Raw genomic sequence first — 15,817 nt, forward strand, 5'->3', positions numbered from 1 at the left:
AAAATAATGTTTAGACATATAAGTAGATCTTCTTGACAAGAATATTTTAAATACGAAATTATAAAAAGCTTATTTAAATTATTTAAGAAAATAAAAATTACCCAGCCGCCTAGAGCGCTTAGATAAAATTAACCATATGATTTTGGTGCCTGTATCTAATTGAAAATAATAATTATTTTATTTGTTTTTTGTGCATGACATAAAACTAGCCTTTGGTAGGCTAGTTTTTAAACTTAAGGTTTTAACTTTTGTTAAATTCTTGCGAGCTGGGCATGGGTGTGATGCGCGCTTAGGCACCCTACGTTAACCACTTCTACGAGCGATTAAAAAGGCAGCACACCGCCGAAGCCAATACCCAGCACGGCAACGATAACAACAACGATAACGACGATAGTGGTAGTAGACATATTCTCTTCCTTTGAATAGTGAGCGTTGCTATAGCGTAGTCGCGAAAGCGCTATTTCGCACGTTGGCGAAAACGACTGCCCTACGGTTTCCTCACGACGGAATGAAGTGACCAGCATGCGCCAGCAGGAGTAGGGCCGGTAGGGGGCTGCTGGGCTTGTCGGCGTGCTTACCTGACGTGCTGTTGTTCTTTTAGGCAGTTAAGCAGCAACTGACGGATTTCTTCATGTGTCTCCGCGTCGCCGCGCCATATGCAGTGCGACTGATGGCGTGTCGTTGAATCGGTCAGAGGAAGAAAGCTCACATTGGAAAAACCGGCTTTGGCAAGTGATTGGGGAACTAGAGCAACCCCCATCGCATTAGCTACTAGAGCAAGAATGGTCAACCAGTGGGAGACTTCGTGGCAGATATGAGGTTTAACATCGGCGTGGTGAAACAGTCCGATGATCCTATCGTAATAGTGAGGGGCAAGGTCGCGACCAAACAGGATGATGGGCTCATTGGCCAGTTCCTTGACCGCCAACTCGCGTCGGCCTGCCAGGTGGTGATGCGCTGGCAAGCAGCACAGGAAGGGTTCGTCCGATAGGATGACCGACTCGATTCCCACGGGTAACGGCATTGAGTGGATGAAGCCGATATCAAGTTGCTCTTGCATCACTGCTTCTACTTGATCTGCCGAGTTGCGTTCGATCAATTGTATTTCGATGCCGGGATAGCGGGATTGCAGGCGTTTGAGCAGTTCCGGCAGGCCGCGAAAGAGCATGGCAGGCGTAAACCCGACGCGCACCAGGCCGGTGGCGCTTGAGGCAATGCGCTGCACCAGCGTTTGCGAGTCTTCTAGCTGCTCGAGAATCCGGCGTGCCTGGCGCTGGAAGGCTTCTCCGGCAGGCGTGAGGGTAACGCGTTTGCTATTGCGCAGCAGCAGCTTGACCTTTAGCTCCTCTTCCAGTTGACGCAGGCTGGCACTTAGCGGTGGTTGAGAAATATGCAGGCGCTGCGCTGCTCTGCCGAAATGCAGCTCCTCCGAGAGCACCAGAAAGTAACGCAGCTGTCGAAATGTCAGTGCCATTGGCTTCGTTCCTTATTGTTTCTTGTTCTTCAATCATACATAAAACTGAATCAATGAATCCTAAAACAGTATTGGAGACGGCCTCTATACCCGCCTAATGTGACGATAAAACATATAATAAGTCCAAGAGGTACGCCGTCGTGAATGACATGATACACCGCAATATCCCCGATTCCTGGGGGCAGAACAGTTACCATAACGACCCCACCCTTTCCCAGCTTCTGGATCTCTATTTGCCGACGGCGCTACGTCAGCACCTGGAGCACCACTTCAACGAGATGGGAGCCCTTGCTGGCGGTGAACTGGAAACGCTGGCCATCGAGGCTGACAAGCATCCGCCTGAACTTGCCCTGCGCAGCCGAAATGGCACCGAGCGTCAGCAGATTCTCAAGCATCCCGCCTATCAACGCCTGGAAGCGTATGCCTATGGGCAGTTCGGGCTGGCGGCCATGTCGCACCGCGGTGGCGTGCTTGGCTGGTCGGAACCCATGCCGCCGGTAGTGAAGTATGCGCTGACGTACCTGTTCGTACAGGCAGAATTTGGCCTTTGCTGTCCGCTTAGCATGACCGATGCACTGACTCGCACGTTGCGCAAGTTCGGCGACGACGCCTTGGTGAACCGCTACCTGGAAGCGTTGACCTCACAGGATATGGATCTGGCCTATCAGGGAGCCATGTTCATGACCGAGCAGGATGCAGGCTCTGATGTTGGGGCGATTACCACGGAAGCGAGGCAGGAAGAGGGCAAGTGGCGCCTTTATGGCGACAAATGGTTTTGCTCTAACCCCGATGCCGCGCTGGCGATGGTATTGGCGCGCCCCGAGCAGGGGGAGCGGGGCACTCGCGGCCTCACGCTGTTCCTGCTGCCCCGGTATCTGGAAAATGGTGATCTTAACCATTACCGCATCGTACGCCTGAAAGACAAGCTGGGTACTCGCTCCATGGCGAGCGGTGAGATCCTGCTCGAAGGCGCCGAAGCTTATGTGGTGGGAGAGCCGGGGCAGGGCTTCAAGCAGATGACAGACATGATCAACATGTCTCGTCTCTCGAACGGGGTGCGGTCGGCGGGGTTGATGCGGCGCTCACTCAATGAGGCGCTTTTCATTGCCCGCCACCGTCAGGCGTTTAGTAGCCAGCTCATCGATCTGCCGCTTATGCAGCGTCAGCTCAGCAAGATGATGCTCACTGCCGAGCAGGGGCGCACGATGGTCTTCCACACGGCCGAGTGCCTGCGGCGTGCCGATGCGGGGGATGCCCAGTCAGCCAAGCTATTGCGTATCCTGACGCCTATGATCAAGTTCCGTACCACGCGGGATGCACGCAAGGTGGCTGGGGATGGTATGGAAGTACGTGGTGGATGTGGCTACATCGAGGAGTGGTCGGATGCCCGCGTGCTGCGCGATGCCCACCTTGGCTCAATATGGGAAGGCACCAGCAATATCGTTGCCCTGGATGTTTTCCGGGCGGTTCGGCGTGAACAGACCTTGCCGGTACTGGCTGACTACTTGCACCAGCAGTTGCAAGCGTCCGCCCTTGAGGAGCACGAGCGCCACCTGTTGCAGGTGCTCCTCGACAAGGCAGTGGCGAGCGCGAATGCACTGGCAGAGGATCCTGCCTGCGAGCACGACGCGCGGCGGATCGCCAGCGGTCTCTATCACATTACCTCCGCCATTCTTATGGCCTGGGAGGCGTCCAGGATCACGGGAGACAGGCGGCGTTTGGCACTCGCCTGGCTGGTGGTACACCACAAGTTACTACCCCCCGATCCGCTATCGGTCAGTCGCGCGTCGCCGGAAGCGCTGGCGACGCTGCTCAGCGAAACGCCGATGACCGACGAACAGGTCGCTGCGGTGGTGAATACCCAAGCACTGGCGCGTTCCCACGGGCTGGAGGTGGGGCATGGATAAGCCCAATGGCGCACTGAGCGGAATCAGGGTGATTGATCTTAGCCGTGTGTTGGGAGGCCCGTACTGCACCCAGGTGCTGGGGGACTACGGTGCGGATGTGATCAAGATCGAGCCTCCCGGGGGGGATGAAACCCGCGGCTGGGGGCCTCCTTTCGAAGGCGATGCAGCTTCCTATTTCCACGGTTTGAACCGCAGCAAGCGCGGGATGGCGCTGGATCTTCGTCATCCTGACGGCAAGGCACTGCTACTGCAGTTGCTGGAGGGGGCCGATGTGCTGGTGGAAAACTTCAAGCCGGGAACCCTGGAAAAGTGGGGGCTGAGCTATGACATTCTCAGCGCGCGCTTTCCCCGTCTGATCCAGTGTCGAATCAGTGGATTTGGTGCTGATGGTCCGATGGGCGGTTTGCCTGGCTATGACGCCATCATCCAGGCAATGGCAGGGCTGATGAGTGTCAACGGTGAGAAACAGGGGGAGCCACTGCGAGTGGGGCTGCCCATTGTCGATATCGTGACTGGCCTGAATGCCGTCATCGGTATCACCTTGGCTCTCCATGAGCGTACGCGCAGCGGACGTGGGCAGTTTGTCGAGACAGCACTGTTCGACTCTGGGCTGTCCTTGATGCACCCCCACTTTCCCAACGTATTCTACGGTGGGCCGCCGCCGCGCCGCACGGGAAATGAGCATCCCAATATTGCCCCTTATGAGGTCTACCGGACGGCGACACAGCCGATTTTTCTGGCAGTTGGCAATAATGTGCAGTTCGCGCGCTTATGCGAGTTGCTCGAATGCCACGACGTTAGCCAGGATGAACGCTTTGCGACCAATGGTGCCCGTCTGGGTAACCGCGATGCACTGCGTGATGTGCTGGAGAGTGCCATGGCCAGGTGGGAAGGGGACAAGCTCGCCGACCGGTTGATGCGTATCGGCGTTCCCTGCGGGCCCGTACTCGATACCACGCAAGCGCTGGCGCATCCGCATACCCAGCACCGCGATATGATCGTCAAGATCGGCCATTACAAGGGCACTGGCTCGCCGATCAAGCTAGCTCGAACACCCTCGCGCTATGAAACGCCACCGCCACGCTTTGCCGAACATACCAATGCAATCCTTCATGAAGCAGGGTTGACTGAGCAACAAATAGAGCACCTGAGAGCGAAAGGCGTGCTGCCGGATGTACCGGTGGCTTAGCCCCAGTGCACCATTGTGTGCCTGACTGCCCAGCCGAATGGGCTGATAACAATCACCAATGACGTTGATGCCAATAACAACACAACATGAGAGCAAAACCATGAAACGCACGCCCCTGGCCACTGGCCTTATCTCCACCGTTTTTGCCGTACTAGCCAATACGGCCTCGGCCGCAGAGCTTCCCAGCACCATGACATGGACCGCCTATGATGTGGGCTCGCAAGGGCACTCGGAGGCCTCCGCCATCGCCGATGCCTTTGGCAAGGCCTACAACACCCGCATCCGTATCCAGCCTGCGGGATCGGCCATTGGGCGGCTGCAGCCCCTGGTGAGTGGCCGGGCGGACTATGCCTACCTGGCCACGGAGTCCTTCTTTGCAACGGAAGGAATTTACGACTTCAGCGAGCGCCGCTGGGGGCCCCAAGACCTCAGAGCCGTTGCCGGAAGACCATCTACCTTTGGTGTGCCATCGGCTGCCGACGCCAATATCCACACGCTTGATGACTTGCGGGGGCAACGGGTTGCCTACGTGGCAGGCAACCCTTCGGTCAATGTGAAATGTGATGCGATCTTGGCCTTTGCAGGGCTGAGGCGCGACGATGTGGAGGCGGTGATGTTCCCGACTCACGGCGCCGCCATGAGTTCGCTGGTCGAGGATCGGGCCGATGCTACTTGCACCACCACCACCGCCAGCCAGCTTTATGAGCTGGAAGAGTCGTCTCGTGGTATTCGCTGGGTAGATATTCCTGCCGATGACGAAGAGGGCTGGGCGCGCATGAACCAGGTGGCCCCCGTCTTCCAGTCATTCCGTGAAACCATTGGCGCCGGGCTAAGCGAAGAATCTCCCGCCAACATGCTTGCCTACCGTTACCCGATCATCGTGGCCATGGCTGATCGTGACGAAGAAGAGGTCTACCAGTTCATCAAGAGCCTGGATGAGAGTTATGACCTTTACCGTGACGCGACCGCTGCCATTCACCGCTGGGCAATCGAGGACGCCGGTGTGCCGCCTATCGATATACCTTTTCACCCTGGGGCTATCCGCTACATGCAAGAAAAAGGGCTATGGAGCGAGGAGATGCAGACATGGAACGATAACCGCCTCGCCCGCCTGGAAGCACTGAAGCAAGCTTGGGATGGCCTGCTGAACGAGGAGCCAGACCTCGAAGGGGAGGCGCTTGCCGAACGTTGGGAAGCTCGCCGGCAAGAAGTGATAGGCGCGCTTTGACCACGGGGTGGATATGTCACTGGGAGCGACAGCATGAGCAATTCAAGTCAAGAGCGATTGGAAGGTTCGGCAAGGTGGATAGTGATGGGGCTGGGGGCCGTCGGTCTGTTGATGACGATCAACCAAACCTTTGCCCTCAAGCTGTTGGGGTTCTATCCGATCGGTAATGCCTTCATCTACTATCTGATAGGGCTGTTCCTATCGGCGGCACTACTGATCTTTCCGGCTCGCAAGGCTGATACCGAACGCCTCCCCTGGTATGACTGGGTGCTGGCGGGGGCTGCTCTTGGTGGCGCCATCTACCTTGGCCTTAATGGCCTGCGCATGACCCAGCAAGGGTGGGAGTATTTCGCCCCGCTCGAAGCAACGCTGGTGGCAACGATGATGCTGCTACTGGTGCTGGAGGGCGTTCGCCGCTGTGGTGGCTGGGCGATTTTTGCCGTGGCACTGCTGTTTGGGCTCTATCCGCTCTATGCAGGCCACATGCCTGGTTTCCTGTGGAGCAATGGCTTTGGCTTGGGGGAAACTATTCGAGCCCATGTCATGGGGGCGGAGAGCATTGTGGGCGTGCCGATGCAGGTCGTCGCCAACCTGATTATCGGCTTTGTCGTGTTCGGGATAGCGCTGACCATCACCGGTGGCGGTGAGTTCTTTATGAATTTCGCCACTGCATTGATGGGCCGAAGCCGCGGCGGGCCTGCCAAGGTGGCCGTCGTTTCCAGTGCCTTCATGGGCAGCTTATCCGGTAGTGCGGTATCCAACATCCTGACCACAGGGACGATTACCATTCCTGCCATGAAGCGCAGTGGCTATTCCCGCGAGTATGCCGCCGCCGTAGAGGCGTGCGCCTCCACGGGGGGTACCTTGATGCCGCCCGTTATGGGGGCCGTTGCCTTCATCATGGCTTCCTTCCTAGGCGTCAGTTACGGTGAGGTCATGATGGCGGCGCTACTGCCTGCGTTGCTCTTCTACCTGGCCCTGCTGCTTCAAGTGGATAACTATGCCGCCCGCAAAGGCCTCACGGGTATGCCCGCCAAGGATATCCCCAGAGTGCGTGAAACGCTGCTTTCTGGCTGGCCGTACCTGCTTAGCCTGAGCGTGTTGATCTATATGTTGCTTGTCATGCGCCTGGAAAGTCAGGCGCCTTACTATGCCACCCTTATGCTGCTGGTGATTTCGCTGGTTCGCCGTCAGCAGCGCCTGCGTATCAGTCAAGTGCTGGATTTTTTCTATCAGCTGGCACATGGGGTAGGGAGTCTTGTTGCTGTGCTAGCCGGTATCGGTTTGGTGGTCGGTGGGCTTTCCTATACGGGGGTTGCAGGGGCTTTCTCTCGCGAACTGCTGCTGTATGCAGGTGATAGCATTCCCCTAATGCTGGCGGCGGGGGCGATTACCAGCTTTATCCTCGGGATGGGCATGACGGTCAGCGCGTGCTACATCTTCCTGTCGATCCTGCTTGCGCCAGCGCTGGTGGGGGCTGGTCTCAATCCTCTTGCCAGCCATCTGTTCATTCTTTACTGGGGAATGCTCTCCTATATCACGCCACCCGTGGCGCTGGCGGCCATTACTGCGGCCGGTGTTGCCGGTGCCAACAGTACCCTAACAAGCCTGCATGCCGTGCGGCTGGGAGCCGTGCTGTTCGTGCTGCCGTTCCTGTTTGTGCTCAACCCATCGCTGATTTTGCAGGGCCCCCTGTTGAGCGTGATAGCCTCCGCTTTTACCGCCATGACTGCGATCTGGCTGGTGGCAGCGGCGATGGAAGGATATCTTTATCGGATAGGTTCGGTGGGAGTGCGCATGCGTTGTGCGCTGCTGATACCTGCCGCGCTGATGATCTATCCCGAATGGATCAGTGACCTACTGGGCTTTCTAGCGCTTGCATTGTGCTATCTGATAGCGGTGATGCGCACTACGAAATGCGCAGGTATTACGAAGTGCTCTACCTAGGTTAATCTGCTTTATAAGCCCACGGTGTTCGGCAGCAAAGCCTGTCGAGCGCCGTGATGCTTACTCTGCATCACGCAACGCTTTCCCCAGCCCGCCAAAATAGTCGCTAAATGCCACGTTAATCCGTTCCCGCTGCTCACCCTGGGGATAAAGCCCGCGTTCGGCCTCGGGTGAAGCTTTGGTGCCTTTGACCAGGAAGTGATTAGTGATGTCCGCATCCTGCACAAACGCCTCAAAGGCGCGTGCACAGAGTTCTTCGGGTTTGCTGTAATAGAGCTGGCCAAGCTTTTTATCCATCTGCACCGAGCTTTGAAACAGATCGCTAGGCTGGTCGCCTTCGGGCTGCAGTAATACGGCTTTGAAACAGCGCATAAGCAGTTGATTCAGAGGGTGGGCGATGGGCGTTGCATCGGCAAGCCAAGCAGTAGAGGCGAACATACCGGCAGGCGTGCCGCGAAAACACTTACTGGCGATATAGTGGTCGAAAGCATGAAACCACTCGTGGGCAATGCTGCCGGGGCCTGCGTTTTTGGCCAGCGCAAAACTGCGTTGGCTGGGGTCGTAGTGGGCAGAAACGCCAGGTCGGCCACCGCTGCCGTATTGCAGGGCGATTGAGCCGCGTAACGAAATCAGCGCCTCTGGCCCCTGTAGAATCACCATTAGATCGCACAGCGCATCGTGAAACAGCTCGGCGGCACGGTCGCGCTCAGCGCTGGTGACCCAGCGGCCAATCTCAATGGAGCGAAAATCAAACTGACGCCGGATCAAGGCAAAGCTGCTGGCTTGCCCTTGGCGGTGATCAGGGCCGCTGCGGTAAAAATCCCGCGCTTCAATACTCACTGGTCGCTTCACCTGGCAATGACTGAATGACGCCATGATAAAGCGCCATTAACGGATTGACACTACTGGTGATCAACTGCCGTTTGAGCCAGTGATGACGATCTTGGATATCTCCTTGCATTCCACCTCAGAGGCCCCACTAAGAAACAACAAGGACTTTTAATCGCCTCCTTTTCCACCGCCAGGAGAAAGATATGAGCAAGCGTATTTTAGTGGTACTGACATCTCACGATCAGCTGGGCGACACCGGTAATAAAACCGGCTTTTGGCTGGAAGAGTTGGCCGCCCCATACTATGTCTTCAACGACGCAGGGGCCGAGGTAACCCTGGCATCGCCTCAGGGTGGCCAGCCGCCGCTGGACCCCAAGAGCGACGCTGAGGATAGCCAGACCGATGAAACGCGCCGTTTCAAGCAAGATGAAAAGGCCAATGCTGAGCTTGCAGCGACCCATCGTTTGGGCGATATGAAGGCCGATGACTTTGATGCGGTGTTCTACCCCGGCGGTCATGGTCCGTTATGGGATCTTGTTGACGATAAAGACTCCATTCGCCTGATCGAAACATTTATTGCTCAAGGCAAGCCGGTCGCTACCGTTTGCCATGCGCCAATTGTCTTAGTGAATGCCAAGAACAGCGAAGGCGAGCCGCTCGTTAAAGGCCGCCAAGTAACAGGCTTCACCAATGGCGAAGAAGATGCGGTTGGCCTGACTGACATCGTGCCGCATCTGGTCGAAGATGCGCTGCAACAGTGTGGCGGTATCTACACCAAGGCAGAAGATTTTACCCCTTACGTGCGTGAAGATGGCCAGCTGATTACCGGGCAAAACCCGCCTTCTTCAGCGCTAACGGCTGAGACGCTGATGGCGTGGCTGGAGAAATAACCGCTAGGTGGTAACGCAGGCTCAATGATAACGGCGAGGCTATCCTCGCCGTTTCTATTTTGGTCACAGACCATATTCTGACTACCTTTATAAGGTAGAGAGGGGAATTTGCTTAATAGGTAGTTTTCAGACACGCATCAAGGAGGTGGTTAACATGGAGACGGCACATGTTTATCGGATGAAGACGGCAGAGCACCGTTGCCCGTTTGGTATGAAAACGGTCGATTTGTTAAAGCGTAAAGGATATGAGGTTGACGATCACCCGTTAACCTCCCGAGATGAAATAGAGGCGTTCAAGGCTCAGGAAAATGTCGATACCACGCCGCAAACCTATATCGGCGATAAGCGTATTGGTGGTTATGAAGAGGTGCGCAAGCATCTTGGGATGAGCGTGCCGAATGCAAAAGAGACCACATATCGACCGGTAATCGCGATTTTTGTTACCGCCTTGCTGATCGGTCTGGCGGTTAGTTGGGTCGCCAATGGTACCTTGTTGGCCGCGCGGATGCCTGAATACGCAGTGGCAACGGCGATGGTGCTGTTGGGGTTACAGAAACTTCAGGATGTAGAGAGCTTCAGCTCTATGTTCCTTAACTACGACCTGCTGGCTCAGCGCTATGTCCCCTATAGTTATGTATATCCTTACGCTGAAACCCTGGCCGGGGTATTAATGCTGGCAGGCGCTTTGATTTGGCTGGCGGCGCCGTTGGCACTGTTTATCGGTACGGTGGGGGCGGTGTCGGTGGTTAAAGCCGTGTACATCGATAAGCGTGAATTGAAATGCGCGTGTGTTGGCGGTAGCAGCAATGTACCACTAGGCTTTATATCGTTAACGGAAAACATTGCAATGATACTGATGGGGCTATGGATGCCGCTTAAAATGTGGTTTTGAGCAGCACTGCCAGAACAACATCACTAGAACCATCCACTAAACGCAAAAGCGCCCTAAACGTGAAGGGCGCTTTTATGTTGTCCAGGCTTTCTAGCGGCTTAATACGGCTAGAAATGATAATTGAGCGATACACCCGTCACGGTCTGCCATTCGCTGCCTAAATCGTCAACGATGGGGCTGTCAGACGCATTGTCAGTCAGGTAGCCGGTGCCAACAAAACCAGTGGCCGACCATTGCGGCGTTAGCGCATAGGTTAGGCTGGTGCTAACCCCTAAACGCCAGGAGCCGCCATCAGGGTTATAGCTGGCAATGCCGCTACGTAGGCTGTCACGTGTAGAAACCCCACTCTTCGTCGGTTAGGCCACATTCGGGGTAAGGGTAAAGAATGTACGCTCATTGAGAGGCAATCGCCAAGCAGTCGATGCTTCCAACTCGGCGCCATCCACATCGCCCGTTACCGGCGTGCTTCCCGCCAAGCTTGGAAGCTTGGCAAGCCGCTTGATAAAATGGCAAACGAACGTTTAATAATAATTTATTTTCTATTAACTAACACAGGTTAAATAAACATACTTCTATAAGGCTCATTGTGTGCTCAGCGAAAGGAAATCGCGAAAAGGAAGACCAAGCAAGGATTGCTTGAGCAGTACAAGGATGCACAAATAGGATATTTGTAGTGTGCGGTTATGGAAGACCTAATAAGGCTCAGCCAAAAATGGTTGAGCTTTATTTTTTTGCTGAAGATAGTAAAAAAATTAATCAATCGTTTGTTTGACTTTTCATGGGTAGCTGGCTAGTTTTAATTGCTTTCCTATAAATATCAGGAATTTAAAATTTTTTATAACCGCTATGCAAGCTTAAGTCAATGACGAATTTGCTTTTTATTGAAAGTTGGATTTACCTAACGTAAGGCCAGTGTTGCTTGGGTCCTTTAATCAAAAATGCCTCAATTTAGAGGGCTATATGTCGTTTTTGTAACATAGCGATGACAGGTTAAGAATAGCCTTAAAGCGCGTAGTCGTCACTAAAAAACACTTAGCTTAGTGTAAAAACTATTTTCTCATTAAATAACCTAGGTTAGGTAAAATCGTCGTTAAAAGGCGCATCCTAATCATCAAGCACAAGGATGTGGTGACAAGGAAGATAGTGCCAGGACGGCTTAAGCTCTCATGGACGCGCAAACAGGATGTTTGTGAGGAAGAAAGATGCGGTAATTAAGCCCTAGCCAGGGAATGGCTGGGGCTTTTTATTCGGTAATAAATGACGTGAAAGTGACAGAATTGTGTATTTTTCATTTATTTTAAATAGCTTGCTAAGAAAAAGGGCAGATGTGTTAGCCATCTACCCCTTCTTTTTTATTAACCAGCCTGCCCATTAACACGCATGGTGATAATAGAGCGTGCTTAGTTCATTCAAGGGCACTTCAACTGCTGTTTGGCAGTTAAGGCAGCGCACCGTCGCCGTGTTTTTCCCTGTGCCTTCTAAACGAAAGCGATTAAAAAATGGTGACTTGGCTGTCTCTGAATTGCCGCAATGACGACAGATGATATCTAATTCATTGATTTTATTGCTGATTATAATGTCGCGCACGCTGACCTCCTACCATTAGGGTTGATGATGGTTCAGGCGTGGTAACCTCCCTGTTGATCCGTGTCGTTACCGACACGGTTTAAGTATAAGTGTCAATTCATATATTCGCCATGCGAAACGTATTGCAAACGTGCATTAAATCGACGCAACAAGGCTGTTTTAATATTAAACCAATATTTTTTTGATTTAATAACCTGGGATAGATAAACACAGCGCTATAACGTCCATTGTGGGCATACACCACAAGGAAGTGGAAACAGGGAAGGCAACGCCAGGAAGGCTAAACGCTCTCAGGGAAGCACAAACAGGATGTTTGTGAAGAAAATCAAGGAAGGTTTGATAAAGCCCCGGCCAAGGAATGGCTGGGGCTTCTTTTTATACGCGTGTTTTATTTTTTCGCTTTTTTCTTGGTTTTCTTACTAGCAACTTCATTGCTGTTGGCACTGTTTTCCTTACTTTCCTTACTCTCTTTGCTTACCTGGCTCTCTTTGCTGTCATCACCCTCACTGTCGGGCTTGTCGCTGCCCTGGTGGGTCAGTGGGCTCGCTTGGTCTAAGCGTGGATGATTATCCAGGAACTCACGCGGTAGATCCGGCATGGCATCCATGGCTTGCAGGGTTTGGGTGAGGGCGTGAATAGCTGCCAGCACATCCTGGGTATGGCCGGTTTCCGAGATCGTGTGCATGTTGCGGATAGGGAAGCCGATCGAGGTAGCAGCACTATCGATAGACGCCAATACACCCGCCATACCATCGGTACCGGTGTCCACGCCCACGATATCGCGCTGTAGCGGAATATCCTGCTCTTTAGCGGCTGTCGCGATAATCCGGTTGAGCTGTTCGCTGGCAATCGAACCCACCGCCATGGTGAAGCCCTTGCCCATTTCCAGCGGCTGCATGCGCTTGTCGCCGATGCCTGGCGCGCCCACGTAGTCGTGATTGACGTCAACGCCAATCAGCGCATCCGGCTTCATTTCCCCGGCCATCACGCGGCTGCCGAAGCGGCCAATTTCCTCATAGCTGGCAATCGCAAACAGTACGCGCACGTTTTTAGTGCCGCCTGCTTCAGCGATCAAACGCGCCACTTCGGCAGCCACAAAGCAGCCTAGGCCGTTATCCAGGTAAGCGCCATAGAACGTATTAGGGCTAAAGCCCGGGCGGATAGGGCGGTCAAAGATAATCGAATCACCAGGGCGCACGCCCAGATTCAACACCTGCTGTTTCTTGTTGTCGCCGTGAATCTGTAGATCCAGGTAGATCTGCTCTTTCTTGATCCCTTTGCTGCCATCACGCTGGGCAGGGTCAGAGAAGTGGATCGCGCCAAGTGCTTCTACCGTGCCGCCTTCAATGCAGCGATAGCTGCCAGGGGCATCCGGGTCTTCGCTGAACAGCTTCACTTCATGGCCGATCAGTACGGTGGGCAGGAAGGAGTCGGTGTTGATCCAGATCTTGCCGTCTTCACCAATCGAGCGCACCTGCATACGGATTTTATCCGCATGGCCGATCAGCATGACCTTGAACATATCGTCACGGCCGGGGTGGGTGTCCAGCACAACACCAGCGTTGCCCTTGAACTGGTGCAGGTGCCAGCCTTTAGGCGCAAAGCTTTCAAAATGCGGCTTGAGCACACCGTAGGTCATTGCGGCTTCAAGGCCCACGGGGCTAGGCGCAGCAAGAATATCGCGCATCAGTTTGAACTGCGCGTCGGGCATGGGTTGTGTCCAGGGTTTTGCTGTATCGCTCATCGTATCGCTCACTTAGTAAGGTGGATGTTCATCGCCTCTAGTCTGCCAGATTCCCACCCCAGGTGTAGAGAAAGCCGTACCGAAAACGCTTATTTGTGGAAAGTCCTCATTCGTGCTCACGAATCAGTTGGCACAGGGCGCTGGCGGCGGCGGAAGGGGGGTGGCGTCGGCTCAATATCATGCCCAGCTCGCGACGGATAGTCGGTTCGACCAGCGGGCGGTGTTCAATGCCATCGGTGGCAATCTGGCGAAAGCTGAGCGAGGGCAGCACGCTAATACCCAAGCCCGCCGCCACCATGCGGCCGACGGTAGCGATCTGGCGGGCATCGCACAAGATATCCAGCCGTTCCCCGACGCTCTGCATAATGCGGTCAATATCCTGGCGTGAACTGGAAAGACGATTGATGCCGATAAACGGGTAGGCGGCGAGCTGCCCCCACGCCACAGCCGGTTGTGCCAGCAGTGGGTGCCCGCAAGGGAAAACCGCCACGTAGCTATCTTCGAGCACGGGTTCAAACGTGAGGTCGTCTGCGTCACCGGGAGGTACGGAAAGTCCCAGGTCGGCACGGCCTTCGCGCACCATCTGGTTGATCTGTTCGGCCAGCACATCGTGCAGGCTGAGGTTGATGCGAGGGTAAGCCTCGTGGAAAAGCCGGATGACCTGCGGGAACAAGCCCGCCGCCAGGGTGGGTAAGGCGGCGATCGTTACCTTGCCGCGCTGCTTGGAAAACTGGTCGTTGAGATCCTCAAAAGCTTCGTTCCAGTCATTTAACAACCGCACGGCAACCGGTAGGAAAGCGTCGCCTTCCGGGGTCAAGACAAGCTGGCGTGATGTGCGGGCAAATAGCGCACCGCCTACGTTCTCTTCCAGCTTGCGTAGTGCAATCGAAATCGCCGGTTGGGAAAGGTGTACTCGCTCGCTGGCCTCCGCAAGGCTGCGGGAGTGGGCGACGGCAACAAAAACACGCAACTGCTGGATGCTTGGATTCATTTAGAAAGTAAAACATAAATTAAAAACTATTCAATATACAAAATTAAAATGGCAGACCATGCTTGTTTTATCGCATGCAAACCGCGTCGCGATCACCGTTATAGATAAAAAAACCGCTCTACAATAACAATAGCTCGCCTTGCGAGCTTCGGAGACACGATGAAAACGCTACTTACCGCCATGGTGGCAAGCGCCGCGGTGCTGGCTGCTGCCACTTCCCATGCCGATGAGCGCCTGCTGATTGGTTCTACCTCCAGCTCCTCCAGCCACTACAGCTACTTTGTTGCGGTTAATCAGATCATCAACAACCAGGTCGAAGGTGTGAGTTCTTCTGTCGCTGAAACCGGCGCTACGGTAGATAACCTGCGTCGTTTGGGGCGCGATCAGATTGATATGGGGCTGGTGACGACCAATACCGGCTATCACGCCTACGCCGGTGAGGAAGATTTTGAAGGCCGCCCAGTGGATAACCGCCTGCTGTGGGTCTACACCGTGGCGCCCCAAAACGCAGTGATGCGCCAGGATGCCAACGTCGCCACCTTCGCTGATTTGGATGGGGTGCGTTTCAACCCCGGCATCACCGGCTCAGCCACTGAGAAAACCACTGAAGCAGTGATGCGTACCCTCGGCATAGAGCCGGATTACGTGCGTGGTTCCACCACCGATATGGTCGACGCCATGAAGGATGGCCGGGTGATGGGCTCGGTGAAATCGGGCGTCGGCGAGCGTCTGGATGGCTCCTCTATGGATATCGCGACATTTACCCCCATTAGCGTGCTGTCTCTCGATGACGCGCAGGCCGACACGCTGCGCAGCGAAATGCCCGACGTGGCGATTGTCGATGTGCCCGAAGGTGCCGCAGACGGTATCCCCGCCTATACCACCTGGGCGTTTGGGGTTGCCGTACATGCGCACCCGGATATGGATGAAGAGACCGCCTATCAAATCGTCAAAGCCGTGATGGAAAACCCCGAACCGCAGGTTAACGCCTTTGCCGCGATGAAAGATGCCGATATGGCGAAGATGACTCTGGAAGTTGGCACTGTGCCGCTGCATGCCGGTGCGGCGCGCTATTTCGAAGAGCAGGGGTATGACATCCCTGATGCCTTGCAGCCTGTCCAGTAGGGCCATTCGGAG

The 15,817-nt window shown here is 54.7% G+C and carries 14 protein-coding genes and 1 pseudogene; 7 read left to right on the plus strand and 8 right to left on the minus strand.

What is annotated here, in order from left to right; translation table 11 throughout:
* Positions 1–323: 323 nt before the first annotated feature.
* The gene (locus tag ACXUPB_RS06550) at positions 324–524 is read right to left on the minus strand and encodes a hypothetical protein (RefSeq protein ID WP_144408599.1); all 201 of its coding nucleotides are present in this window, start codon (positions 522–524) and stop codon (positions 324–326) included.
* Positions 525–574: 50 nt separating this feature from the next.
* Entirely contained in the window at positions 575–1,474 is a 900-nt protein-coding gene (locus ACXUPB_RS06555; RefSeq protein ID WP_052703778.1) for a LysR family transcriptional regulator, read from the minus strand.
* A gap of 149 nt (positions 1,475–1,623) precedes the next feature.
* Between ACXUPB_RS06555 and ACXUPB_RS06560 the strand changes: the two genes are divergently transcribed.
* The 4 genes from ACXUPB_RS06560 (at position 1,624) to ACXUPB_RS06575 (ending at position 7,745) form a co-directional block, all read left to right on the plus strand.
* Entirely contained in the window at positions 1,624–3,381 is a 1,758-nt protein-coding gene (locus ACXUPB_RS06560) for an acyl-CoA dehydrogenase family protein (RefSeq protein WP_472956696.1), read from the plus strand.
* Entirely contained in the window at positions 3,374–4,570 is a 1,197-nt protein-coding gene (locus tag ACXUPB_RS06565; RefSeq protein WP_179915290.1) for a CaiB/BaiF CoA transferase family protein, read from the plus strand. Before ACXUPB_RS06560 ends, ACXUPB_RS06565 begins: the two co-directional genes overlap by 8 nt.
* Before the next feature lie 100 nt (positions 4,571–4,670).
* Positions 4,671–5,798 (plus strand): TAXI family TRAP transporter solute-binding subunit, encoded by a 1,128-nt coding sequence (locus ACXUPB_RS06570; protein ID WP_035559752.1) that lies wholly within the window; start codon positions 4,671–4,673, stop codon positions 5,796–5,798.
* 33 nt (positions 5,799–5,831) lie between these two features.
* On the plus strand, positions 5,832–7,745 hold the full coding sequence (locus tag ACXUPB_RS06575; protein WP_045812147.1) for a TRAP transporter permease: 1,914 nt from the start codon (positions 5,832–5,834) through the stop codon (positions 7,743–7,745).
* Between the two features lie 60 nt (positions 7,746–7,805).
* Here the strand turns inward: ACXUPB_RS06575 and ACXUPB_RS06580 are convergent, their stop codons facing one another.
* Positions 7,806–8,585 carry a CLCA_X family protein gene (locus ACXUPB_RS06580; protein ID WP_035559749.1) on the minus strand — a complete coding sequence of 260 codons (780 nt, stop codon included), beginning with the start codon at positions 8,583–8,585 and terminating at the stop codon, positions 7,806–7,808.
* On the minus strand, positions 8,575–8,706 hold the full coding sequence (locus ACXUPB_RS06585; RefSeq protein WP_281372546.1) for a hypothetical protein: 132 nt from the start codon (positions 8,704–8,706) through the stop codon (positions 8,575–8,577). Before ACXUPB_RS06585 ends, ACXUPB_RS06580 begins: the two co-directional genes overlap by 11 nt.
* A 73-nt stretch (positions 8,707–8,779) precedes the next feature.
* Here ACXUPB_RS06585 and ACXUPB_RS06590 point away from each other — a divergent pair, with 73 nt between their 5' ends.
* Positions 8,780–9,466, plus strand: a complete 687-nt coding sequence (locus ACXUPB_RS06590) for a type 1 glutamine amidotransferase domain-containing protein (RefSeq protein ID WP_472955937.1) — start codon at positions 8,780–8,782, stop codon at positions 9,464–9,466.
* A gap of 154 nt (positions 9,467–9,620) precedes the next feature.
* The gene (locus tag ACXUPB_RS06595; RefSeq protein ID WP_035559742.1) at positions 9,621–10,358 is read left to right on the plus strand and encodes a MauE/DoxX family redox-associated membrane protein; all 738 of its coding nucleotides are present in this window, start codon (positions 9,621–9,623) and stop codon (positions 10,356–10,358) included.
* Positions 10,359–10,465: 107 nt separating this feature from the next.
* Here ACXUPB_RS06595 and ACXUPB_RS06600 read toward each other — a convergent pair.
* From ACXUPB_RS06600 to ACXUPB_RS06615, 4 genes and pseudogenes are all read right to left on the minus strand, one after another.
* Positions 10,466–10,690: pseudogene (locus ACXUPB_RS06600) on the minus strand (MipA/OmpV family protein); the annotation flags it as partial.
* 1,039 nt (positions 10,691–11,729) lie between these two features.
* A complete protein-coding gene (locus ACXUPB_RS06605; RefSeq protein ID WP_472955939.1) occupies positions 11,730–11,945 on the minus strand; it encodes a hypothetical protein in 216 nt (71 codons plus the stop codon).
* A 388-nt stretch (positions 11,946–12,333) separates the two neighbouring features.
* Positions 12,334–13,689, minus strand: coding sequence for a M20/M25/M40 family metallo-hydrolase (locus ACXUPB_RS06610; RefSeq protein ID WP_472955941.1), 1,356 nt, complete (start codon positions 13,687–13,689; stop codon positions 12,334–12,336).
* Positions 13,690–13,795: 106 nt separating this feature from the next.
* Entirely contained in the window at positions 13,796–14,680 is an 885-nt protein-coding gene (locus tag ACXUPB_RS06615) for a LysR family transcriptional regulator (protein WP_335597715.1), read from the minus strand.
* Positions 14,681–14,839: 159 nt separating this feature from the next.
* On the opposite strand from ACXUPB_RS06615, the gene ACXUPB_RS06620 reads away from it, so the two are divergent.
* Entirely contained in the window at positions 14,840–15,805 is a 966-nt protein-coding gene (locus tag ACXUPB_RS06620; RefSeq protein ID WP_008957253.1) for a TAXI family TRAP transporter solute-binding subunit, read from the plus strand.
* Positions 15,806–15,817: the final 12 nt, after the last annotated feature.

This window comes from Vreelandella sp. DA03-1M (assembly GCF_055725665.1).

What these genes read in the sequence shown, in the direction of transcription:
- ACXUPB_RS06575 (WP_045812147.1), top strand. Translation starts at nt 5,832, where the DNA reads ATGAGCAATTCAAGTCAAGAGCGATTGGAAGGTTCGGCAAGGTGGATA.
- ACXUPB_RS06585 (WP_281372546.1), bottom strand. Translation starts at nt 8,706, where the DNA reads ATGCAAGGAGATATCCAAGATCGTCATCACTGGCTCAAACGGCAGTTG.
- ACXUPB_RS06590 (WP_472955937.1), top strand. Translation starts at nt 8,780, where the DNA reads ATGAGCAAGCGTATTTTAGTGGTACTGACATCTCACGATCAGCTGGGC.
- ACXUPB_RS06620 (WP_008957253.1), top strand. Translation starts at nt 14,840, where the DNA reads ATGAAAACGCTACTTACCGCCATGGTGGCAAGCGCCGCGGTGCTGGCT.
- ACXUPB_RS06555 (WP_052703778.1), bottom strand. Translation starts at nt 1,474, where the DNA reads ATGGCACTGACATTTCGACAGCTGCGTTACTTTCTGGTGCTCTCGGAG.
- ACXUPB_RS06570 (WP_035559752.1), top strand. Translation starts at nt 4,671, where the DNA reads ATGAAACGCACGCCCCTGGCCACTGGCCTTATCTCCACCGTTTTTGCC.
- ACXUPB_RS06595 (WP_035559742.1), top strand. Translation starts at nt 9,621, where the DNA reads ATGGAGACGGCACATGTTTATCGGATGAAGACGGCAGAGCACCGTTGC.
- ACXUPB_RS06565 (WP_179915290.1), top strand. Translation starts at nt 3,374, where the DNA reads ATGGATAAGCCCAATGGCGCACTGAGCGGAATCAGGGTGATTGATCTT.
- ACXUPB_RS06550 (WP_144408599.1), bottom strand. Translation starts at nt 524, where the DNA reads ATGCTGGTCACTTCATTCCGTCGTGAGGAAACCGTAGGGCAGTCGTTT.
- ACXUPB_RS06610 (WP_472955941.1), bottom strand. Translation starts at nt 13,689, where the DNA reads ATGAGCGATACAGCAAAACCCTGGACACAACCCATGCCCGACGCGCAG.
- ACXUPB_RS06615 (WP_335597715.1), bottom strand. Translation starts at nt 14,680, where the DNA reads ATGAATCCAAGCATCCAGCAGTTGCGTGTTTTTGTTGCCGTCGCCCAC.
- ACXUPB_RS06560 (WP_472956696.1), top strand. Translation starts at nt 1,624, where the DNA reads ATGATACACCGCAATATCCCCGATTCCTGGGGGCAGAACAGTTACCAT.